General features: G+C 71.6%; 21 protein-coding genes and 1 pseudogene. 15 read left to right on the top strand and 7 right to left on the bottom strand.

The annotated features are described in order from the left end of the window. Window positions 1–4: 4 nt before the first annotated feature. The 4 genes from ybeY to OG490_RS12365 all read left to right on the top strand — a co-directional run bounded on the left by ybeY (window position 5) and on the right by OG490_RS12365 (window position 2758). Window positions 5–502, top strand: coding sequence for an rRNA maturation RNase YbeY (ybeY, locus tag OG490_RS12380; protein ID WP_330296342.1), 498 nt, complete (start codon window positions 5–7; stop codon window positions 500–502). After that, entirely contained in the window at window positions 499–1806 is a 1308-nt protein-coding gene (locus OG490_RS12375; RefSeq protein WP_330296341.1) for a hemolysin family protein, read from the top strand. The genes ybeY and OG490_RS12375 overlap by 4 nt, the downstream gene beginning before the upstream one ends. After that, window positions 1803–2165 carry an MmcQ/YjbR family DNA-binding protein gene (locus OG490_RS12370; protein ID WP_330296340.1) on the top strand — a complete coding sequence of 121 codons (363 nt, stop codon included), beginning with the start codon at window positions 1803–1805 and terminating at the stop codon, window positions 2163–2165. Before OG490_RS12375 ends, OG490_RS12370 begins: the two co-directional genes overlap by 4 nt. A 236-nt stretch (window positions 2166–2401) precedes the next feature. Next, window positions 2402–2758: a cytidine deaminase gene (locus OG490_RS12365; RefSeq protein WP_330296339.1), complete on the top strand. Its 357-nt coding sequence runs from the start codon at window positions 2402–2404 to the stop codon at window positions 2756–2758. Window positions 2759–2896: 138 nt separating this feature from the next. Here the strand turns inward: OG490_RS12365 and OG490_RS12360 are convergent, their stop codons facing one another. Next, the gene (locus OG490_RS12360; RefSeq protein WP_330296338.1) at window positions 2897–4192 is read right to left on the bottom strand and encodes an MFS transporter; all 1296 of its coding nucleotides are present in this window, start codon (window positions 4190–4192) and stop codon (window positions 2897–2899) included. Between the two features lie 71 nt (window positions 4193–4263). Between OG490_RS12360 and OG490_RS12355 the strand changes: the two genes are divergently transcribed. From OG490_RS12355 to era, 4 genes and pseudogenes are all read left to right on the top strand, one after another. After that, window positions 4264–5367, top strand: coding sequence for a GlxA family transcriptional regulator (locus OG490_RS12355; RefSeq protein WP_330296337.1), 1104 nt, complete (start codon window positions 4264–4266; stop codon window positions 5365–5367). Window positions 5368–5475: 108 nt separating this feature from the next. Beyond that, window positions 5476–6912: a beta-xylosidase gene (locus tag OG490_RS12350; RefSeq protein ID WP_330296336.1), complete on the top strand. Its 1437-nt coding sequence runs from the start codon at window positions 5476–5478 to the stop codon at window positions 6910–6912. Beyond that, a pseudogene (locus OG490_RS12345) lies at window positions 6909–7358 on the top strand (WxL protein peptidoglycan domain-containing protein); the annotation flags it as partial. The gene OG490_RS12350 and the pseudogene OG490_RS12345, both read left to right, overlap by 4 nt. A gap of 534 nt (window positions 7359–7892) precedes the next feature. Continuing rightward, the gene (era, locus tag OG490_RS12340) at window positions 7893–8843 is read left to right on the top strand and encodes a GTPase Era (RefSeq protein WP_443065950.1); all 951 of its coding nucleotides are present in this window, start codon (window positions 7893–7895) and stop codon (window positions 8841–8843) included. Between the two features lie 12 nt (window positions 8844–8855). On the opposite strand, the gene OG490_RS12335 is transcribed toward era, so the two are convergent. The 4 genes from OG490_RS12335 to OG490_RS12320 all read right to left on the bottom strand — a co-directional run bounded on the left by OG490_RS12335 (window position 8856) and on the right by OG490_RS12320 (window position 11955). Next, window positions 8856–9515 (bottom strand): class I SAM-dependent methyltransferase, encoded by a 660-nt coding sequence (locus OG490_RS12335; protein ID WP_330296335.1) that lies wholly within the window; start codon window positions 9513–9515, stop codon window positions 8856–8858. 180 nt (window positions 9516–9695) lie between these two features. Continuing rightward, window positions 9696–10514, bottom strand: coding sequence for a GNAT family N-acetyltransferase (locus OG490_RS12330; protein ID WP_330296334.1), 819 nt, complete (start codon window positions 10512–10514; stop codon window positions 9696–9698). Window positions 10515–10619: 105 nt separating this feature from the next. Beyond that, window positions 10620–10889: a protealysin inhibitor emfourin gene (locus OG490_RS12325; RefSeq protein ID WP_330296333.1), complete on the bottom strand. Its 270-nt coding sequence runs from the start codon at window positions 10887–10889 to the stop codon at window positions 10620–10622. Window positions 10890–10899: 10 nt separating this feature from the next. Then, window positions 10900–11955 carry a M4 family metallopeptidase gene (locus OG490_RS12320; RefSeq protein WP_330296332.1) on the bottom strand — a complete coding sequence of 352 codons (1056 nt, stop codon included), beginning with the start codon at window positions 11953–11955 and terminating at the stop codon, window positions 10900–10902. A 376-nt stretch (window positions 11956–12331) separates the two neighbouring features. Here OG490_RS12320 and leuA point away from each other — a divergent pair, with 376 nt between their 5' ends. Both leuA and OG490_RS12310 read left to right on the top strand, forming a co-directional pair. Next, entirely contained in the window at window positions 12332–14095 is a 1764-nt protein-coding gene (leuA, locus tag OG490_RS12315) for a 2-isopropylmalate synthase (protein ID WP_330296331.1), read from the top strand. Between the two features lie 218 nt (window positions 14096–14313). Further along, window positions 14314–15009, top strand: coding sequence for a TerB family tellurite resistance protein (locus OG490_RS12310; protein WP_330296330.1), 696 nt, complete (start codon window positions 14314–14316; stop codon window positions 15007–15009). A 49-nt stretch (window positions 15010–15058) separates the two neighbouring features. Here the strand turns inward: OG490_RS12310 and OG490_RS12305 are convergent, their stop codons facing one another. Next, complete coding sequence (locus tag OG490_RS12305) at window positions 15059–15988, bottom strand: alpha/beta hydrolase (protein ID WP_330296329.1); 930 nt, start codon at window positions 15986–15988, stop codon at window positions 15059–15061. Between the two features lie 327 nt (window positions 15989–16315). On the opposite strand from OG490_RS12305, the gene OG490_RS12300 reads away from it, so the two are divergent. The 5 genes from OG490_RS12300 (at window position 16316) to OG490_RS12280 (ending at window position 20548) form a co-directional block, all read left to right on the top strand. Then, entirely contained in the window at window positions 16316–17779 is a 1464-nt protein-coding gene (locus OG490_RS12300) for a nucleobase:cation symporter-2 family protein (protein WP_330296328.1), read from the top strand. A 100-nt stretch (window positions 17780–17879) separates the two neighbouring features. Continuing rightward, window positions 17880–18626, top strand: coding sequence for a DNA repair protein RecO (recO, locus tag OG490_RS12295; protein WP_330296327.1), 747 nt, complete (start codon window positions 17880–17882; stop codon window positions 18624–18626). Window positions 18627–18637: 11 nt separating this feature from the next. Beyond that, window positions 18638–19459, top strand: a complete 822-nt coding sequence (locus OG490_RS12290) for an isoprenyl transferase (RefSeq protein ID WP_330296326.1) — start codon at window positions 18638–18640, stop codon at window positions 19457–19459. 25 nt (window positions 19460–19484) lie between these two features. Then, window positions 19485–20003: a YcxB family protein gene (locus OG490_RS12285; RefSeq protein ID WP_330296325.1), complete on the top strand. Its 519-nt coding sequence runs from the start codon at window positions 19485–19487 to the stop codon at window positions 20001–20003. Window positions 20004–20014: 11 nt separating this feature from the next. Beyond that, window positions 20015–20548: a hypothetical protein gene (locus OG490_RS12280; protein WP_330296324.1), complete on the top strand. Its 534-nt coding sequence runs from the start codon at window positions 20015–20017 to the stop codon at window positions 20546–20548. On the opposite strand, the gene OG490_RS12275 is transcribed toward OG490_RS12280, so the two are convergent. Beyond that, on the bottom strand, window positions 20545–20982 hold the full coding sequence (locus tag OG490_RS12275; RefSeq protein WP_330296323.1) for a Fur family transcriptional regulator: 438 nt from the start codon (window positions 20980–20982) through the stop codon (window positions 20545–20547). The two genes, OG490_RS12280 and OG490_RS12275, sit on opposite strands and share 4 nt — an antisense overlap. Between the last annotated feature and the right edge of the window lie 37 nt (window positions 20983–21019).

The following is a 21019-nucleotide window of genomic DNA, read 5'->3' as shown; positions in this document are numbered from 1 at the left end:
CACCATGTCGATCGACGTCAACAACGAGTCCGGAACCGAGGTCGACGAGCAGGCGATCCTCGACATCGCCCGCTACGCGCTCACCCGGATGCGGATCCACCCGCTCTCGGAGCTCTCCGTCATCGTCGTCGACGAGGAGGCGATGGAGCAGCTCCACATCCAGTGGATGGACCTGCCCGGACCCACCGACGTCATGTCCTTCCCGATGGACGAACTGCGTCCGCCGTCGAAGGACGAGGAGGAGGCTCCGCAGGGGCTCCTCGGTGACATCGTGCTCTGCCCCGAAGTGGCCAAGAAGCAGGGCGAGGACGCGCCGACGCAGCACTCCATGGACGAGGAGCTCCAGCTCCTGACCGTCCACGGGGTGCTGCACCTGCTCGGCTACGACCACGAGGAGCCCGACGAGAAGGCCGAGATGTTCGGCCTCCAGGCGGCCATCGTCGACGGCTGGCGCGGCGAGCGCGGCGTGACCGGCCCGTCCCCGGCCCCGACCGTCTCGTGACCAGCGACCCACAGCTGATCACCGGTGCCGTACTCCTGGTGGTGGTGGCCTGGTTCGCCGCGTGCGCCGAGTCCGGGATCGCCCGGATCTCCACCTTCCGCGCCGAACAGGCCGTACGGGAGGGCAGGCGCGGAAGCGCGAAGCTGCTCCAGGTCGCCGCCGACCCCACCCGCTACGTCAACGTCGCCCTGCTGGTCCGGATCACCTGCGAGATGGCGGCGGGCGTGTTCGTCACGTACGTCTGCCTCGACGAGTTCGGCGAGAACTGGACGGCGCTGCTCGTCTCCATCGCCGTGATGGTGCTGGTGTCCTTCGTCGCGGTGGGCGTGTCCCCCCGTACGATCGGCCGCCAGCACCCGCTGAACACCGCGACGGCGGCCGCGTACGTCCTCGTACCGCTCGCCCGCGTCATGGGGCCGATCCCGCAGCTGCTGATCCTCCTCGGCAACGCCCTCACGCCCGGGAAGGGCTTCCGCAAGGGGCCCTTCGCCTCCGAGGCCGAGCTGCGCGCGATGGTGGACCTGGCGGAGAAGGAATCGCTGATCGAGGACGACGAGCGCCGGATGGTGCACCAGGTCTTCGAGCTGGGCGACACCCTCGTGCGCGAGGTGATGGTGCCGCGCACCGACCTCGTCTGCATCGAGCGGTACAAGACGATCCGTCAGGCGACCACGCTCGCGCTGCGGTCCGGATTCTCGCGGATCCCCGTGACCGGGGAGAACGAGGACGACATCGTCGGCATCGTGTACCTCAAGGACCTGGTCCGAAAGACGCACGTCAGCCGGGAGTCGGAGACCGACCTGGTCTCCACGGCGATACGGCCGGCGGTCTTCGTGCCCGACACCAAGAACGCGGGCGACCTGCTGCGCGAGATGCAGTCGGTGCGCAACCACGTGGCGGTGGTCATCGACGAGTACGGCGGCACCGCCGGCATCGTCACCATCGAGGATATTTTGGAGGAGATCGTCGGCGAGATCACCGACGAGTACGACCGGGAGATCGCGCCCGTGGAGGAGCTGGGCGGGGACCGCTACCGGGTCACCGCGCGCCTGGACATCACCGACCTCGGGGAACTGTTCAAGGTCGACTCCTTCGACGACGAGGACGTGGAGACGGTCGGCGGGCTGCTCGCCAAGGCCCTGGGCCGGGTGCCGATCGCGGGCGCCTCGGCGCTGGTGGACCTGCCGGACGGGCGGCCGCTGCGGCTGACCGCCGAATCCCCGGCCGGGCGCCGGAACAAGATCGTGACGGTGCTCGTGGAGCCGGTGGCCCCGGCGGCCGCGGCGGAGGAAGAGGCGCAATGACACCGGCCGAACTGCGCGAGTTCTGCCTCGGCTTCAACGCCGCGGTGGAGGAGTTCCCCTTCAATCCGGAGATCTCGGTCTTCAAGGTCCTGGGCAAGGTGTTCGCGCTGAGCGCGCTGGACGGGGAACCGCTGAAGGTCAACCTGAAGTGCGAACCGGAGCTGGCGGTGCGGCTGCGGGCCGAGCACGAGGCGATCGTGCCCGGCTGGCACATGAACAAGCGGCACTGGAACACCGTCACCGTGGGCGGGCCCGGCGCCCTCCCCGACGCGATGGTCCGGGAGCTGGTCGAGGACTCGTACGACCTGGTGGTCGCGGGTCTGCCGAAGGCGGAGCGGCTGCGGCTCGACCGGCCGTGACGCGGCGGGCCCGGTCCGCCGCGGTCCGCCGCGGTCCGCTCCGGTCCGCCCCGTGGAATCGCGGTCGGGTCCAAGGTCACAGATCACGGGACCTTCAGGGCCTCGCAACCACTTACGCAGCGCTTAGTTTTATCCCTGCGCCACCAAGATCCCGGGGGGACACCGGGGGTGGAGGGGAGAGCGCGTCAGCGGGGTCGTCGTGCGGCCCCGCCGACGCGCTCCATATGCTTCGGGCCATGACCGACAGCACCGGGACCAACCCGGAAGACATCAAGATCATCACGCTGGCGCGCAGCGCCCGGGCCCGCAACGGGGTGCCCGAAGGGGCGGCGGTCCGGGACGAGACCGGCCGTACGTACGTCGCCGGAACGGTGGCGCTGGACTCCCTGAAGCTGAGCGCGCTCCAGACGGCCGTCGCCATGGCGGTGGCCAGCGGAGCCCAGTCCCTGGAGGCGGCGGCGGTCGTCAGCTCGGCGGACGCCCCCGCCGAAGCCGACCGCGCGGCGGTCCGCGACCTCGGCGGCCCGGACACCCCGGTCCTGCTGGCGGGCCCGGACGGCACCCTGAAGTCCACGACCCCGGCCGGGGCCTGACGCCCGGAGCCCGACGGCCGGAGCCCGACGCCCGGCGCGGGGAATCCGGCCGGTCGGGGGCACCGCGGGCCCTCGAGGGCCTCGCGCCGATCGAGACCCTCGCGCCCTTCGGAGCCCTCGCGGCCGGCCGGGTTCCGGTCAGGCCGTGAGGGGGCCGGTGGTGGGGGTCGGGCGGCGGCGGATGACCATCGCCATCAGGGCGGCCATCGCGCACAGGGCGCCCGAGGCGTACCAGACGAGGTCGTACGAGCCGAAGGCGTCGCGGGCCAGGCCGCCCAGGAAGGCCACCAGCGCCGCGCCCACCTGGTGCGAGGCCAGGACCCAGCCGAAGACGATGGCGCCGTCCTCGCCGTAGTGCTCGCGGCACAGGGCGATCGTCGGCGGGACGGTCGCGACCCAGTCCAGGCCGTAGAAGACGATGAAGAGCAGCATCGGCGGGTGCACGGACGGGGCCAGCAGCATCGGCAGGAAGAGCAGCGAGATCCCGCGCAGGGCGTAGTAGACGACGAGGAGTCGGCGCGCGTCGAAGCGGTCCGTCAGCCAGCCGGAGAACACCGTGCCGATCACGTCGAAGACGCCGATCACCGCCAGGAGCCCGGCCGCCGCAGTCACCGGCATGCCGTGGTCGTGGGCCGAGGGCACGAAGTGGGTCTTGACCAGGCCGTTCGTGGAGGCTCCGCAGATCGCGAAGGTGCCCGCGAGCAGCCAGAAGGGGCCGGTCCGGGCCGCCCTGATCAGCACGGTGACGGCCCGGCGGGCGGCTCCCGGAACGGGTGCGGGCTTGGCGGCGTACGTGCCTCCGTACGGGGCGGTCCCGATGTCCGCGGGGTGGTCGCGCAGCAGCAGCCAGACGAAGGGCACGACGACCAGGGCCGCCAGGGAGACGGTGACCGCCGCCGGGCGCCAGCCGTGGTGTTCCACCAGCCAGGCCAGCAGCGGCAGGAAGACCAGCTGACCGGAGGCGCCGGCGGCGGTCAGGATGCCGGTGACCAGGCCGCGCCGGGCGACGAACCAGCGGTTGGTCACGGTCGCGGCGAAGGCCAGGGCCATGGAGCCGCTGCCCAGTCCGACCAGGACGCCCCAGTACATGACCAGCTGCCAGGCGGAGGTCATCCACACCGTGGCCACCGAGCCGGCGGATATCACCGTCAGTGCGATGGCCACGACCCGGCGGATGCCGAAGCGGTCCATCAGTGCGGCCGCGAACGGCGCGGTGAGCCCGTAGAGCGCGAGGTTCACGGAGACGGCGAGGCCGATCGTGCCGCGGGGCCAGTCGAACTCCTGGTGCAGCGGCTCGATGAGCAGTCCGGGGAGGGAGGCGAAGGCGGCTGCGCCGATGATCGTCACGAAGGAGACGGCCGCGACGAACCAGGCGCGGTGGATGCGGTGAGCGGTGGCCCTGGGGGCGGGGGAGGGTGCTGTCTGCGTCGTCACGACGACAGTTTCCGGCCAGCGGGGCACCGTACGACAGTGGCCTGACTGACATGCTTCGATATGATCGGGCCATGGATGTCGTCGTGGATCCCGTCGTGGAGTTCAAGCCGCACCGTGTCGTCGTGCTCGCGCTCGCCGGGCTGCTGCCCTTCGAGCTCGGCATCCCCCACCGGATCTTCGGCCGGGCCAAGGATCCGGCCGGGCGGCCGCTGTACGAGATCCTCACCTGTGGGCTCGCCCCCGGCGCCGTGCCCACGGACGCCGACTTCGCGATCCAGGTCGGACACGGGCCGGAACTGCTGGCCACGGCGGACACGGTGGTGGTCCCCGCCTCGTACGAGCTGGGCCCGGTCCACGGAGAAGGCCGGCTCACCCCCGAACTCGCCGAGGCCCTCGCGCACATCAGGCCCGGTACCCGCCTCGTCTCCATCTGTACGGGTGGTTATGTGCTGGCCGCCGCGGGGTATTTGGACGGCCGCCGGGCCACCACCCACTGGTACTGGGCCGAGCACTTCCAGCGGACCTTCCCCGCCGTGCGGGTGGACGCGGGCGTGCTCTACACCGACGACGGGGACGTGCTGACCTCCGCCGGAGTCGCCGCCGGCATCGACCTGTGCCTGTACATCGTGCGCCGCGACCACGGCGCGGCCGTCGCCAACGACGTGGCCCGGCGCACCGTCGTACCGCCCCACCGGGACGGCGGGCAGGCGCAGTTCATCGAACGGCCGGTGCCGGAGCCGCAGCAGGCCAGCACCACCGCGGCCCGCGCATGGGTGCTGGACCGGCTGCACGAGCCGGTGCGGCTGAGCGACCTGGCCCGGCAGGAGGCCATGTCGGTACGGACCTTCACGCGCAGGTTCCGTGAGGAGTCGGGGGTCAGCCCCGGCGAATGGATCGTCGGACAGCGGGTCGAGCGGGCCCGGACGCTGCTGGAGCAGACCGGCCTGCCGATGGAACGGGTGGCGCGCGAGGCCGGGTTCGGGACGGCGCAGTCGCTGCGCAAGCACGTACAGGCGGCGCTCGGGGTGAGCCCGACGGCCTACCGGCGGACGTTCCGGGAGACGGAGGCGGAGGCAGGTGTCGCGGGCGGGGGTCGCGAGCGGGGAGCGGGCGCGAGCGGGCCCACTCTGACATCTCCTGATGGGCCATCAGTTGATGCCGGGTCCGTGCATTGACTTATCCCGCCGCCCGCTCGTGAATGGCCCCCAGTCGGGGTACGGGAACCCAGGGGGCGAGCAGTGCGGACATCGGCGCGGAGCAGAGGGTGGTCGGCTGCCGTCGGCATGGCGGTGCTGGCAGCCGCGACCGGAGGCGCGCTGAGCCCGCCCGCCGCGGCCGAAGGGGCCGGGCCGAGCGCCGGGCCGCCGGGTCAGGTGGAGTTCCCGACGCACTGCCTGCCGCCCCAGGAGGCCGGACTGCCTCCCGCGGACGGGCCCACCACGGCCCGGATCACCGTGGACAACCCGGCGCCGCGCGTGGGGGACATCGTCACCGTGACCTATCAGGTGATCCGAACCCCCGCCGTGAACCCCCTCGCCGCCGGACTCCCCGCCGACGTGCTCACCCCCACCGGCCGGATCGTCCTCGGCGGAGCGCAGAGCGGCGAGGTCACGGTCGTCGGAGCCAAGCGCAACGACCCCGTCAACGCGGGCGACCCGCTGCCCGCCGTCACCATGACCGGCACCTTCACGGTCACCGCAGCCGGTGAGATCACCCTCGCCCCGGGCGGCTACACCCTGCACACCAGCCACCTCATGGACCTCGACACGGTCTGCGCCGCTGCCGCCCCGAACCCGGCCCCGGGTCCGGGTCCGGCCCAGGACCCGACCTCGGCGCCCACTCCCACGACGACTCCCACGCCCACTCCCACGACGGCTCCGACCCCGGAACCGAACCCCGTCCCGGCCCCCCTCCCCGTCCCCGTCCTGACGCCGGTCGCCGAGCGGCTCACCGCGACCGCCCTCCCGACGGCCAACCTGCGCTCCGTCGCACTCGCCACGGCCTCCGGGAGCCCCGGCGCCAAGGTCGAGGTCACCGGTTCCGGCTTCGTCCCCGGCGCGGCGGTCACCGTGGCCGGGCGGGCGGGCGTCGCCGAGACCGTCGACCGGGTGACGGCGAAGGCGGACGAGCTGGGCGTGGTCCTGGCGGAGCTGCCGGTCACGGACAAGGCGACCACGGCGGTCGTGGCCTACGAGGGCGCGGCCTGGTCGGCGGCCGAGGGCTCGGGACCGGCGGCGTACACGGTGATCGACGTCCTCCCGGCGGCTCCGGGCACCCAGAAGGTGACGGCCGTCGTGGAAGGGGGCGAGCTGGGCATGACCCAGCAGGGCGAGGCCGTGACCCTGGGCGCGGTCCCGTACGGGGACGGCGGCGCCGCGGCCGGCCGGATCGGCACCGTCACCGTCAAGGACGCCCGGGGCGGCCCGGCGGGCTGGTCGCTGATCGGAAAGGTCACCGATTTCACGGGCTCGGGCGGACTCCGCATCCCGGGCGCCTCCCTGAGCTGGACCCCGTCGTGCGTGGCGGCCGCGGGCAGCCCCAGTGCCTGTACGCCCGGCAGCGCGGGCCCGGTCGGACCGGAGGGCGCGCTGCTGGCGTCCACGCCGGACGCCACGGTCGTCGGGGGAACCTTCACGATCGACGCGACGGTCGCCCTCCAGGTCCCCCCGTACACCGCGCCGGGCGCCTACACCGCGGTGCTGACCCTGACGTTGTCGTGACGGGCCAGGCACCGGACCCGGCCCACCGGCACGGGCTGCGGGCGGCCGTGGCCGCCGCTCTGGTGCTGCTCGCCGCCGTGTTCCTGTTCGCGCCCGCCGGGACGGCCGCCGCCGCCGACAACGGGCAGTGGTCCGTGCTGCCCGCCGCGAACACCCTCGGCCAGCGGCCCTACTTCTACCTCTCCGCCGCCCCCGGCGGAGCCGTCGCCGACACCGTCACCATCGCCAACCGCACCGATCAGCCCCGTACCTTCCGCCTCTACGCCGCCGACGCCTACAACACCGCCCGCGACGGCGGCTTCGCGGTGCGCGGCCCCGACGAGCCGCGCACCACCACCGGTGCGTGGACGAAGCTCGCGCGGGAGCGGATCACCGTCCCGGCGCGTACCGCGGTCGGAGTCGGCTTCACCCTCACCGTCCCCGACCGGGCCGAGCCCGGGGACCACCCCGGAGCCATCGTCGCCCTGGAGGACCGGCCGACGGCCGCCGGGGCGGAGGGGGCGGGGTCGCAGGGGATCGGCCGGCAAGGAATCGGGGTGCAGCAGGCCGTCGCCGCCCGCGTCTACCTCCGGGTCGCCGGACCCACCGCACCGGCCCTTGCCGTCGAGGACCTCCGGGTCACCGGTCGGGCCGCCGCCGGCGCGGAGATCTCGTACACGCTCCGCAACCTCGGCAACGTCACACTGCGCCCCCGCGCGGCCCTCACCGTCACCGGCGCCCTCGGCCGCACCCTGCGTTCCCGCACCCTGACCGGCCTGCCCGCCGAACTGCTTCCCGGCCAGGAGGTCCGGCTCACGGCCGGCTGGGAGGGCCCCCCGGCGCTGGAATGGACCCGGATCACCGTGACGGCGGGGGCCGACGGAACCAGCTCCCGGGCCACCGCCGGCCACGCCGCGCACCCCGCTCTGAACGGTCTCCTGGCGGCCGCTCTCGCGCTCCTGGCCGCAGCCTGGTCGGCGCTGGGAGCCGCATCGGGGAGAATGGCCCGTATGAGCGATCGTTCCCCCGAGACCACCAGCCCGCACCGTGCGGGCTTCGCCTGCTTCGTCGGCCGCCCCAACGCGGGGAAGTCGACCCTGACCAACGCGCTCGTGGGTACCAAGGTCGCGATCACCTCCAACCGGCCGCAGACCACCCGCCACACCGTGCGCGGCATCGTGCACCGCCCCGACGCCCAGCTCGTGCTGGTCGACACGCCCGGCCTGCACAAGCCGCGCACGCTGCTCGGCGAGCGCCTCAACGACGTCGTGCGCGCGACCTGGTCCGAGGTCGACGTCATCGGCTTCTGCCTGCCCGCGGACCAGAAGCTCGGCCCCGGCGACAAGTTCATCGTCAAGGAGCTCGCGGGGATCAAGAAGACCCCCAAGATCGCCATCATCACCAAGACCGACCTCGTCGAGTCCAAGGTGGTGGGCGAGCAGCTCATCGCCGTCCACCAGCTCGCCCAGGAGCTGGGCTTCGAGTGGGCCGAGATCGTCCCCGTCTCGGCGGTCGGCGACAGCCAGGTCCACCTGCTGGCGGACCTGATCGCGCCGATGCTGCCCGAGAGCCCGCCGCTGTACCCGGAGGGCGACCTCACCGACGAGCCCGAGATGGTGATGGTCGCGGAGCTGATCCGCGAGGCCGCGCTGGAAGGCGTACGGGACGAGCTCCCGCACTCCATCGCGGTCGTCGTCGAGGAGATGATCCCCCGGGAGAACCGCCCGGCGGACCGTCCGCTGCTGGACATCCACGCGAACCTCTACATCGAGCGGCCGAGCCAGAAGGGCATCATCATCGGCCCGAAGGGCGCCCGTCTGAAGGAGGTCGGGATGAAGTCGCGCAAGCACATCGAGGCGCTGCTCGGCACTCCGGTCTTCCTCGACCTGCACGTGAAGGTCGCCAAGGACTGGCAGCGCGACCCCAAGCAGCTGCGCAAGCTCGGTTTCTAGGCGGGCCGGTTCCTACGGGAGCCGCAGCACCTTCACCACGTTGTCCGTACGGGTCCCGGGCCGGCCGTCAGGCCGGTCCTGGGCCCGTACGTGTTCCTCCGCCAGCAGCACCTCCCAGGCGCCGGCCTCCAGCTCCAGCCGGTCGACGACCTCTTCGGCGCTCGGGAAATCGATCTCCGGGCGGTCCTGCTGCCAGGACGCCCAGCCCGCGTGGCCGACGACGAGCAGGATCCCGCCGGGGGCCACGGCCGCGGCGGCCCGGCGCAGGATCCGCTCGCGCGGGAACTCGCCGAAGGTGTGCAGGAAGCACGCGGAGACCAGGTCGTACGCCCCGGCCGGGAAGGACTCCGCGAGGTCGTGCCGCTCCCACTGGGTGCGGTCGTCGACCCCGGCGTCGGCGGCGTGGACGGCCGCCCGCTCCAGGGCGACCCCGGAGATGTCCGTCCCGGTGACCTGCCAGCCCCGCCGGGCGAGCCAGACGGCGTCGCCGCCCTCGCCGCAGCCGAGGTCCAGGGCCCGCCCCGGGGCCAGCCCTTCGGCCTCCCGGGCCAGGACGGCGTTGGCTTCGCCGCTCCAGACCTTGTCGCTCTCGCGGTAGCGGGTGTCCCAGTACTCCTCGCCCACGATCTCGGCCTCGGGGGAGTGGTCGTGCTGGTGGTTCTCGTGCGCCATGGGGACCTCCGGTCGGTACGGGTGCCTACGCCTCCGATGCTCCGCCCGCGCAACCCGTCCGGCCAACCAACTTTGCGGTTTCCGCAAACCGCGCCCGACCGCCGGGACCGCCCGACCGCCGGGACCGCCCGGATCCGGACCGCCGGACCACCCGGGTCCAGCCCCGGTCCCCGGCCCCCGCTACAGCGGCCGCTCCGCAATCAGGGCCGTGCCGACCCGGCGGAAGCCCAGGCGGCCGTAGATCCGGGCCACGTCCTCGTCGCCGGCCGAGAGGAAGACCGTACGGGCTCCGTGGGCCAGGGCGTCCGCGACCAGGGCCGCCGTCACCGCGAGGCCGAGCCCCTGGCGGCGGGCCGACGGGAGGGTGCCCACACCGACCACCTCGGCGACGTCGCCGACCGGGATGTACTGGCCGGAGCAGAGCACCGCGCCTTCGCGCACGGCGGCCGCCAGGGCCGTCCGGGCCGACGCGATCATTCCGGAGACCCGGACCCGGCGGGCCTCCGAGGCCGGGTCCACCGCCGCCACCGCGAGCTCCGCCGGGCCGCCCTCGCCCACCGCCGTGCCGGGCGCGGCGAAGGCCAGCATCGGCACGGTCACCGCACTGCGCAGCAGCGGGTCGGCCGCGCCGAGCACGCGTACGTCCGGATCCGCGGGCAGCCGTACCGACGCGGCGGCCGGGTCCAGCACCATCAGCGGGTGCGCGTGGACGTTCAGCCCGGCGGCTTCCACTGCCGCCCGCAGGGAGGGGGTGGTTTCGGCCACCCACTCGAAGGACTCGGGGACCTCCAGCTCCCGCTGCCGGGCCAGCACCCGCTCCACGTCGGCCGCCGAGACCTCCGCGCCGCCGAGCGCGGGGCGCGCGTAGTACGGCCAGCCGTCGCTCTCCTGGACGAACAGGGTCAGCGGACCGAAGTCCTCGGCCCGGGCCCCGCCCGCCCGCGGTGCGGTGTCGTAGTAGCACTCCAGCTCGGGCAGGCCCCCGGGATTCGCAGTCATCCGGCCATCCAAGCAAAACGGCAGCTCAGGGGCACCTCAATAGATGCCCCTGAGCCCCTGAGCCGCTGAGCCCCTGAGCCCCCGCGCCGCTTCGTGCGTGCGCGGCTAGGCGCCTTCCTTCAGCACCCGTGAGATCAGCTCCCGCTGCGCCTCCGAGAGGTTCGGGTCCTGGCAGAGCACCGTCCGGCCGTCCACCGTGATCCGGTACGAGAAGCCGTCCCGGATCCCCTCCGCCGGGGGGCCCGGCGGACCGGGCCGCAGTGCCAGCTGTGCCAGGGCCTGCCACTCGGCCTCGTCGGGCAGGCCCGAGGTGTCCACCTCGGCCCGCCGTTCGATCCCCGCGAAGCCGCCCGTCCGTATTACCTGAATTTGCATGAGGGGCTTTCTACCCCAGGCCGACCGCGGACCACGCCTTCTGGAGCGCCTGGTGTTCCGCGCCGCCTTCCCCGTACCGGGCCACGGCGGCGGCCACCGTGAGGCGGGCGAAGTCCGCGAATCCGGCCTCCGGGGTCAGGTCCCCGCCGGTCAGCGTGTCGTACCAGATCTGGCCGGTCCGCTCCCAGGCCTTGCCGCCGAGCTCGCTCGCCGCGATGTAGAAGGCGTGGTTGGGGATGCCGGAGTTGATGTGCACGCCGCCGTTGTCGCGGGAGGTGCGGACGTAGCCGTCCATGGTCGCCGGCTGCGGGTCCTTGCCGAGCTCGTCGTCCTCGTACGCGGTCCCGGGCGCCTTCATCGACCGCAGGGCCATGCCGCTGTCGACGGCCGGCCCGAGCAGCCCGGCACCGATCAGCCAGTCGGCCTCCTCGGCGGTCTGGTTCAGCGAGTACTGCTTGATGAGGGAGCCGAACACGTCGGACATGGACTCGTTGAGCGCGCCCGGCTGGTCGTGGTAGGCGAGGTTGGCGGTGTGCTGGGTGACCCCGTGGGTCAGCTCGTGCCCGATGACGTCCACCGAGACGGTGAAGTCGAGGAACAGGTCCCCGTCCCCGTCGCCGAAGACCATCTGGCTGCCGTCCCAGAAGGCGTTGTTGTAGAGGCGGTCGTAATGGACGGTGGCGTCCAGCGGCAGGCCGGCGCCGTCGATCGAGTGGCGCCCGTAGGCCTTGAGGTACAGCTCGAAGGTGGCCCCGAGCCCGGCGTAGGCCCGGTTGACGCTGACGTCCTTGCTGACGTCCTCGCCCTCGCCGCGGACCTTCCTGCCCGGCAGCCGGGTGTGGTGCTGGGCGTCGTAGATGGTCCGCCGGGGCGTCTCGGAGGGTCCGTCCCCGGCCGGGGGCAGGACGGACAGCTGCCGCCGGACGCGGTTCGAGGCGTCGAGCTCCAGGGTCCGGCGCGCGGCGGCCGCGCGGGCGGGGTCGGCGGACTGGGCGATCTTGTCCAGGAGGTGCGGCGGCACCACGGTGCAGAAGACGGGGCGGCGGTGGCTGTGGGAGGCATCCATACCCGGCAATGTGGCAGTGGGTAACTGCCGTGTCACTAGAGGCGACCATGATTCATTCAGTTGTCTGAAAGTGATTGCGCCGCGTTGACGGATCGAACGGACCTCGCGCGGACATGGAAGATGAAAAGAGTCTTAGCTCACAAAGGGTGCAAATCGGACCCCCGGGTCTTGCATACTGAAACAGGCCCCCGCACTACGGGGCGGCTCGGTTAGGCTCGGCCCATCATGCGTTTCGGGCTGCTTCTCCTTAGCTGCCGCGGCGAGGGTCTGTAGTCGTAGGCCGGCCCCCTCCCCGCGGAGTTTGGTGTTGCGGTTTTGCGACCGCCCGTCGGCCGTCCCAGCGAACTACACGCGGACACGCGAGGAGCCCTACGTCATGAGCCAGCACACTTTTGTCGGTCGCCCCACGCCCATCACGAACGCGACCCACACCCAGAAGCCCTCCGGGATGCCGATCCACAAGTACGGCTCCTACGAGCAGGTGGACATCCCGGACCGCACCTGGCCCCAGGCCCGCGTCACCAAGGCCCCCCGCTGGCTGTCCACCGACCTGCGTGACGGCAACCAGTCGCTGATCGACCCGATGACCCCCGCCCGCAAGCGCGAGATGTTCGACCTGCTGGTGCGCATGGGCTACAAGGAGATCGAGGTCGGCTTCCCGTCCTCCGGCGAGACCGACTTCGCCTTCGTGCGCTCCATCATCGAAGAGGGCGCGATCCCGGACGACGTGACGATCTCCGTACTGACCCAGGCCCGCGAGGACCTGATCGAGCGGACCGTGGAATCGCTGGTCGGCGCCAAGCGCGCCACCGTGCACCTGTACAACGCCACCGCCCCCACCTTCCGCCGGGTCGTCTTCCGCGGCTCGAAGGAGCAGATCAAGCAGATCGCCGTAGACGGCACCCGCCTGGTCATGGAGTACGCGGAGAAGCTGCTGGGCCCGGAGACCACCTTCGGCTACCAGTACAGCCCGGAGATCTTCACCGACACCGAGCTGGACTTCGCCCTGGAGGTCTGCGAGGCCGTCTGCGACGTGTGGCAGCCGTCCGAGGGCCGCGAGATCATCCTGAACCTGCCCGCCACCGTGGAGCGCTCGACGCCCTCCACCCACGCGGACCGCTTCGAGTGGATGGCCCGCAACCTGACCCGCCGCGCGCACATCTGCATCTCCGTGCACCCGCACAACGACCGCGGCACCGCCGTCGCCGCCGCCGAACTGGCCCTGATGGCCGGCGCCGACCGCATCGAGGGCTGCCTGTTCGGCCAGGGCGAGCGCACCGGCAACGTCGACCTGATCACGCTGGGCATGAACCTGTTCTCCCAGGGCATCGACCCGCAGATCGACTTCTCGCAGATCGACGAGATCCGTCGCACCAGCGAGTACTGCAACCAGATGGAGGTCCACCCGCGCCACCCCTACGCGGGCGACCTGGTCTACACCGCCTTCTCCGGCTCCCACCAGGACGCCATCAAGAAGGGCTTCGACGCGATGGAGGCCGACGCGGCCGCCAAGGGCGTCACCGTCGACGACATCGAGTGGGCCGTCCCGTACCTGCCGATCGACCCGAAGGACGTCGGCCGCTCCTACGAGGCCGTCATCCGGGTCAACTCGCAGTCCGGCAAGGGCGGTATCGCCTACGTCCTGAAGAACGACCACAAGCTGGACCTGCCGCGCCGCATGCAGATCGAGTTCTCGCGGATCATCCAGGCCAAGACCGACTCCGAGGGCGGCGAGGTCACCCCGAAGGCGATCTGGGACGTCTTCCAGGACGAGTACCTGCCCAACTCCGAGAACCAGTGGGGCCGCATCCAGCTGCGCTCCGGCCAGACCACCACCGACAAGGACGGCACCGACACGCTGACCGTCGAGGCGGTCGTGGACGGCGTGGAGACCGTGCTGAACGGCACCGGCAACGGTCCGATCTCGGCCTTCTTCAGCGCGCTGGCCGACATCGGCATCGACGCCCGCCTGCTGGACTACACCGAGCACACGATGAGCGAGGGCGCCTCCGCCGTCGCCGCCTCGTACATCGAGTGCGCGATCGACGGCCGCGTCCTGTGGGGCATCGGCATCGACGCCAACACCACCCGCGCCTCCCTGAAGGCGGTCATCTCCGCCGTCAACCGCGCGGGCCGCTGATCCCCGTTCGTATGTGCGGTCCGGAACCCCGTTCCTCCTTCCGGAGGGCGGGGTTCCGCCGTTTCTGCACCCGTTCGGCCAGGGAGTTCGCGGGGGCGCGGATCGGCCAAGTACGGGGGCCGGCGGATGTTGTCTTGTCACACTGCTGACGCATCCTCACCGATGTGGCTAACATCACCCAACCCGGCGATGTTGCCGGAAGGTTACGGAGGTGCGACGTGCTGCCAGTTCGGGGTGGGGACGGCCGGAAGCTGACGGTCTGGGGCATCCGCACCACCTGGAACACCGTGGGGGACGGGGAGTTCTTCTGCCCCGACTGCGGTGGGGACCGCAACTACCGCCGGCGCACCGGACGCCGCCGGTTCACCGTCCTGGGGGTGCCGCTGCTGCCGCGCGGGCACGCCGGGCCCGTCATCGAGTGCCAGGGCTGCCGCGAGCGCTTCTCCACCGACATCCTCGACCACCTCACCACCACCCGCTTCTCCGCGCTGCTGCGCGACGCCGTGCACACCGTGACGCTGGCCGTGCTGGCCGCGGGCGGGACGGCCTCGCGCAGTGCGCTGGAGGCCGCCGTGGGCGCCGTACGGTCCGCGGGGTTCCAGGACTGCACCGAGGAGCAGCTGGAGTCCCTCGTGGAGGCGCTGGCCACCGACGAGGGGCGGCTCGGGCTCTACGACGGCCCCGACTGCTGCGGCGCGGCGCTGTCGATCGAGCTCCACGAGGCCCTGGAGCCCCTGGCTCCGCACCTGGCGGCTCCGGGGCGCGAATCGATCCTGCTGCAGGGCGCGCGCGTGGCCCTGGCGGACGGCCCGTACATCCCCGCGGAGCGCGAGGTGCTCTCCACGGTGGGCGCGGCCCTGCGCATCGACGCGGACGAGGTGGCGCGGCTGCTCTCGGCGGTCCGGGCGCCGTAAGGCGGGCGCGCGGGGCCTGTGTGCGGTCCCGTGCGGGCCCCGCGCCGGTTCAGGCGGCGCCGCGCCGGACCGGGGCGGGGTGGGCCGCGATGAAGCGGCGCAGGGCCGCGCACAGGGCCTCGGGGTTGTCGAGGGAGATCAGGGTGCGGGCGTCCGGGATCTCCACGTATTCGCCCCGTGGCAGGAGTTCGGCGAGCCGGCGTCCGGTCGAGGGCGGCATCATCCGGTCCTGGGCGCCCCAGACGACGAGGGCGGGGCGGTCGAAGGTGCGCAGCCGCTCGGCGGCCCGGAGGTAGGTGTCCTTGCGGGTGCCGCGCAGGAACGCGGTGAGATCCCGCCGGATCGCCGGGTCGCCGAGCAGCGGGCCGTACCAGCGCAGCACCAGCTCGTGCGGGATCGGCCGTGCGGCCATGCCGCCCAGGGAGGTCTGCATCCCGGCGAGGAAGGGAGAGCGGAAGCTCTGCAGGAGCAGGCGGAGCGCGCCGGGGATCCTGCCGGCGGCGTGCAGGGCCTTGCCCTGGAAGCCCGGCGGGTAGTTGTCGAGGGCCTCGCAGGAGGCGAGGACGAGGCGGGCGATCCGTTCGTCGTGGACGCCCACGAGGAGCTGGGCGATCCCCGCGTCGTTCTGGACGAGGGTGACCTGCCGGAGCGGAGCGCGATGGCGGGCATGCCGGGTCCCTCTCGGTGGATCCAGTGGACGGTCCGATCCGGGCGAGCGCAGACCCGCGTCCGCGAGCCTCGGGGCCCCTTCCGTCTCACCCCTCGGTCTCGGGGCCGATGGAGGGTCTCCGGCCGGTCGGAATCGGCCCCCGGCGAGGTAACGATCCGGCCCTACGTGCCCGTATTCATGATCCTCGCGCGCCGTTTGAACCGCGGAGGCGTTCCATCCGTAGTGAGTGTTTCCGCCAAATGGACAGCCGGACGAAAGCCTTCTGGTTTGCGGGGACGAACGGCTGCGAAGCCTTAGCCCGCACGTCATCCCGTAGGGCCTTCGCGTTCGTGCAGGGAGAACGGTTCGTTCCGTCCGGCGGGGCCCATAGCGCACGCCGAGTGGTCACCGCCACTGGAGAAACCTCCAGATCGAGGGCTCCCGCGCGTCAACACTTTGTAGAAGTCGACGATATCTGTGAGCGGCCACACAGGCGTTCAATTCCGGTCACACGAGGAGACGCCGCAGTTAACACAGCGGAGCTTCGATTCACGTGAATGCACTGACAACCCTGGCGGATAAACGGGTTAACGACCTACTCCGTCGAGGGATAACCAGATTCCTCTCGTTACCTACCTTTTGAAGGGCAAGGCAGAGATGGCACGTGTCGCCGCCCGGCTTTCCAGCGGAGAGCCCAGCACGCACCCGGTCGACGAGGTGCTCCCCCTCCCCAAGCTGGCGCTGTACGGCTTCCAGCACGTACTCGCGTTCTACGCCGGTGCGGTGATCGTTCCGATCATCGTCGGTGGCGCCCTCGGGCTCACCACCGAGCAGCTGGTCTACCTGATCAACGCCGACCTCTTCACGTGCGGCATCGCCTCGATCATCCAGGCGTGGGGCATCGGCCGGATCGGCGCGCGACTGCCGCTGATCCAGGGCGTCACCTTCACCGCGGTGTCCCCGATGATCGCCATCGGTCTCGGAGCGGGCGGCAAGGAGGCGGGCCTGCTCGTCATCTACGGCGCGGTCATCACCGCCGGCCTTGCCACCTTCGCCTTCGCCTGGCTGCCGCCCAAGGTCTTCGGCACGGTCATGCGGCTCTTCCCGCCGGTCGTCACCGGTACGGTCATCACCGTCCTCGGCATCGTGCTGATCCCCGTCGGCCTCAACGACGCCGCGGGCGGCCTCGGCAGCCCCGACTTCGGTGACCCGAAGAACTTCGCCTACGCCGGCGGCACGATGCTCTTCATCCTCATCCTGATGAAGCTCGGCAAGCCCTTCCTCTCCAGCATCTCCATCCTGCTGGGCCTGGTCGGCGGCACCGCGGTCGCGTTCCTGCTCGGCGACGCCAAGTTCGGCGACGTGAGCAAGTCGGACTGGATCGGCATCAGCACCCCGTTCCACTACGGCGCCCCGAAGTTCGAGTGGTTCCCGATCGTCCTGATGCTCATCGTCATGCTGATCACCATGGTCGAGACCACCGGTGACACCTACGCCGTCGGCGACATCGTCGGCAAGAAGGTCGACAGCGAGACGGTGGCCCGCGCCCTGCGTGCCGACGGCGCCGCGACCGCCCTCGGCGGCATCCTCAACTCCTTCCCGTACGTGGCCTTCGCCGAGAACGTCGGCCTGGTCCGGATGACCAAGGTCAAGAGCCGGTTCGTCGTGGTCTCCGCGGGCGTCATCATGATCGTCCTCGGTCTGCTCCCGAAGGCCGCCGCGATCGTCGCGGCCGTCCCGCACGGAGTCCTCGGCGGCGCCGCGACCGTGATGTTCGCGATGGTGGCCCTGGCCGGTATCCAGACCCTGGCCAAGGTGGACCTCAAGGAGGAGAAGAACGCGCTGGTCGTGGGCGTCTCCCTGGCCTTTGCGCTGCTCCCGGCCACGGTTCCGGTGTTCTTCAAGGACCACATGAACTCGGACCTCTCCTCGCTGCTCAACAGCGGTGTGACGCTCGGTGCCACGGCTGCGATCGTCCTGAACCTGATCTTCAACGGCATGGGCAAGGACGACCCGCACAACGTCTCGGAGGACGACGCCCCGGCGGCGGACGACGAGGCCACGGCAGCCATCCCGGCACAGTCGGCCGAGGGCGAGCCCGCCCCGGCACCGACCGCCTGATCCTCCCAAGGGGTGTCCCCGCCGGGCCTCGTGCCCGGCGGGGGCGCTGCCGTTCCGCTCCCGCGGCCGTCCTGTCAGTGGGGTACGGGACAATGGGCCCATGAGTCTGATCCGCGACGACGGCATCGTGCTGCGCACCCAGAAGCTGGGTGAGGCGGACCGCATCATCACGCTGCTGACCCGCGGCCACGGCCGGGTCCGGGCCGTCGCCCGCGGCGTCCGGCGCACGAAATCCAAGTTCGGCGCCGGGCTGGAACCCTTCTCCCACGCCGACGTGCAGTTCTTCACCCGCGGCAACGAGCTGATCGGCCGCAGCCTGCCGCTCTGCACCCAGACCCAGATCATCGCCCCGTACGGCAACGGCATCGCCACCGACTACGCCCGCTACACCGCCGGCACCGCGATGCTGGAGACCGCCGAGCGGTTCACCGACCACGAGGGCGAGCCCGCCGTACAGCAGTACCTGCTGCTCGTCGGCGCCCTGCGCACCCTCTCGCGCGGCGAGCACGCGCCGAACCTCATCCTCGACGCCTTCCTGCTGCGCTCCCTCGCCGTCAACGGCTACGCACCCAGCTTCGACGACTGCGCGAAGTGCGGGATCCACGGCCCCAACCGGCACTTCTCCGTCGGCGCGGGCGGGGTCATATGCGGGGACTGCCGCGTCCCCGGCAGCGTCGTACCCTCGTCGGAGGCCATCGCCCTGCTCAGCGCCCTGCTGACGGGCGACTGGGGGCATGCCGACGCGTGCGAGGCGCGTCACGTGCGGGAGGGCAGCGGGCTGGTCTCCGCCTACTTGCACTGGCATCTGGAGCGCGGGCTACGCTCCCTGCGATACGTCGAGAAATAGGAGCTGGGCACATGGCACGACGCGGGATTCTGGGGCGCTCTCGCCGCGAGTACAAGGTTCCCGAGCCGCACCCCTCCGGTGAGCGCCCGCCGAAGATCCCCGGCGAGCTGGTCCCGAACCACGTCGCGATCGTCATGGACGGCAACGGCCGCTGGGCCAAGGAGCGCGGGCTGCCGCGCACCGAGGGCCACAAGGTGGGCGAGGGCGTCGTGCTCGACGTGCTCAAGGGCTGCCTGGAGATGGGCGTCAAGAACCTTTCCCTGTACGCCTTCTCGACGGAGAACTGGAAGCGCTCGCCCGACGAGGTGCGCTTCCTGATGAACTTCAACCGCGATGTCATCCGGCGCCGCCGCGACGAGATGAACGAGCTCGGCATCCGCATCCGCTGGGTCGGCCGCATGCCGAAGATGTGGAAGTCGGTGGTCCAGGAGCTCCAGGTCGCCCAGGAGCAGACCGTCGACAACGACGCGATGACCCTGTACTTCTGCGTCAACTACGGCGGCCGCGCGGAGATCGCGGACGCGGCGCAGGCCATCGCCCGCGACGTGGCGGCCGGCAAGCTGGACCCCTCGAAGGTCAACGAGAAGACCTTCGCGAAGTACATCTACTACCCGGACATGCCGGACGTGGACCTCTTCCTGCGCCCCAGCGGCGAGCAGCGCACCTCCAACTACCTGCTCTGGCAGAGTGCGTACGCCGAGATGGTCTTCCAGGACGTGCTGTGGCCGGACTTCGACCGCCGCAACCTCTGGCAGGCCTGCTACGAGTACGCCCAGCGCGACCGCCGCTTCGGCGGCGCCGTCCCCAACCAGGGGGAAGGCGCCACCGGCTGACCTTGCCGGAGCTACCCTCGCCGTCATGAACACGACAGACGAGACGGTCGACTTGTACTACGCGGCCGAGCGGGGGGACTTCCGCGAACTGGGCCGGGTCCGGGCACGCAGGACCGAGACGGGCCGCAGGGAGACGGCGCTCTGCCTGCTGATCCCGCTCGTCGCGCTGGGAGGCGGGGGCACGAAGTCGGGCGCCACTGGCGTGGAACTGGCGGTGCTCGCGGGGGTCGGGCTGCTCATCGGCATCGGTGTGCGCCTCGGGGTCTTCCTGTCCGGGGCGCGCCGCCAGTACGCGCGCGTGGCGGGCGGCGGGGAGTGGCAGTGCACGCTCTCCGACGGGGGTCTGACCTACCGGATGCCTGACGGCACCTCGCTCCCGTACTCCTGGGACCGGGTCTCCGGCTGGAGCGAGACCCGGAGCCTGTTCGTCTTCCGCCACCCGGGCACGGACCTGCTCGGCTTCCTGCCCAAGCGCGGGGCCCTGACCTCCGAGGACCTGGACCGGGCGCGAAAGATCGTCGCCAGGAACGCGCCGCCGCTGTAGGGTCCGCTGTCATGGACATGCAGGGGGAGCAGCAGGTCGAGGTACGGCTCGTCTACCAGATCACCGTGGCGGACGTCGCGCAGGCGGTCCGGGTGCGCGATTCCCGGCTGCCCGCGGGGCGCCGCAGGCGCTGGCTGCTGTGCGGATTCGGGGGAGTGCTGGTCTGCTTCGGCGGCCTGGCGGCCTTCGGCCCCGGGACGGGCAGCGGACCGTTGGCCACCCTGATCGGCGGAGTGCTGATCCTCGCGCTCACGCTCTTCGGCCCCCAGCTCACGGCGCGGGCCTTCGCGGGCCTGCTGGCCAAGGCGGGGGAGACCACGGCGCTGGTGACGGCCACGGGGCTGCAGGTGAGCACCAAGGACACCGATACGCGCATCGGCTGGGCCGCGCAGCCGTTCTACGCGGAGACGGCCGACACCTTCGTCACGCTCAGCATCGCCAAGCGGGCGGCGGCGATGACCATCCTGCCCAAGCGGGGGGCGGCGGACCCGGCCGACATCGACCGGCTGCGGGCCCTGCTCGACCAGAACCTTCAGCGGATCTAGCGCGGCTGGGCCGCGGCCGCGCAGTCCGCGCAGGTGCCGAAGATCTCCACCGTGTGGGCGACGTTGACGTAGCCGTGCTCGGCCGCGATGGCCTCCGCCCACTTCTCCACCGCCGGGCCCTCCACCTCGACGGCCTTGCCGCACTTGCGGCAGACCAGGTGGTGGTGGTGGTCCCCGGTGGAGCAGCGGCGGTAGACGGACTCGCCGTCGCTGGTGCGCAGTACGTCGACCTCACCGGCGTCCGCGAGGGACTGCAGGGTGCGGTAGACGGTGGTCAGGCCCACGGAATCGCCGCGGTGCTTGAGCATGTCGTGGAGCTCCTGGGCGCTGCGGAACTCGTCCACCTCGTCCAGCGCCGCCGCCACGGCGGTCCGCTGCCGAGTGGATCGTCCTCGTACTGGCGCGGTATTCGTCTCGCCAGGCGCAGTCGCCACCGGTTCCTCCTCGTTTCGGCCTCGGCCCATTGTGCCA

It is taken from the genome of Streptomyces sp. NBC_00503, assembly GCF_036346895.1.
Taxonomy (GTDB): domain Bacteria; phylum Actinomycetota; class Actinomycetes; order Streptomycetales; family Streptomycetaceae; genus Streptomyces.
Note: the sequence above shows the minus strand (reverse complement) of the source record. Positions and strands in the feature narration are given on the sequence as shown.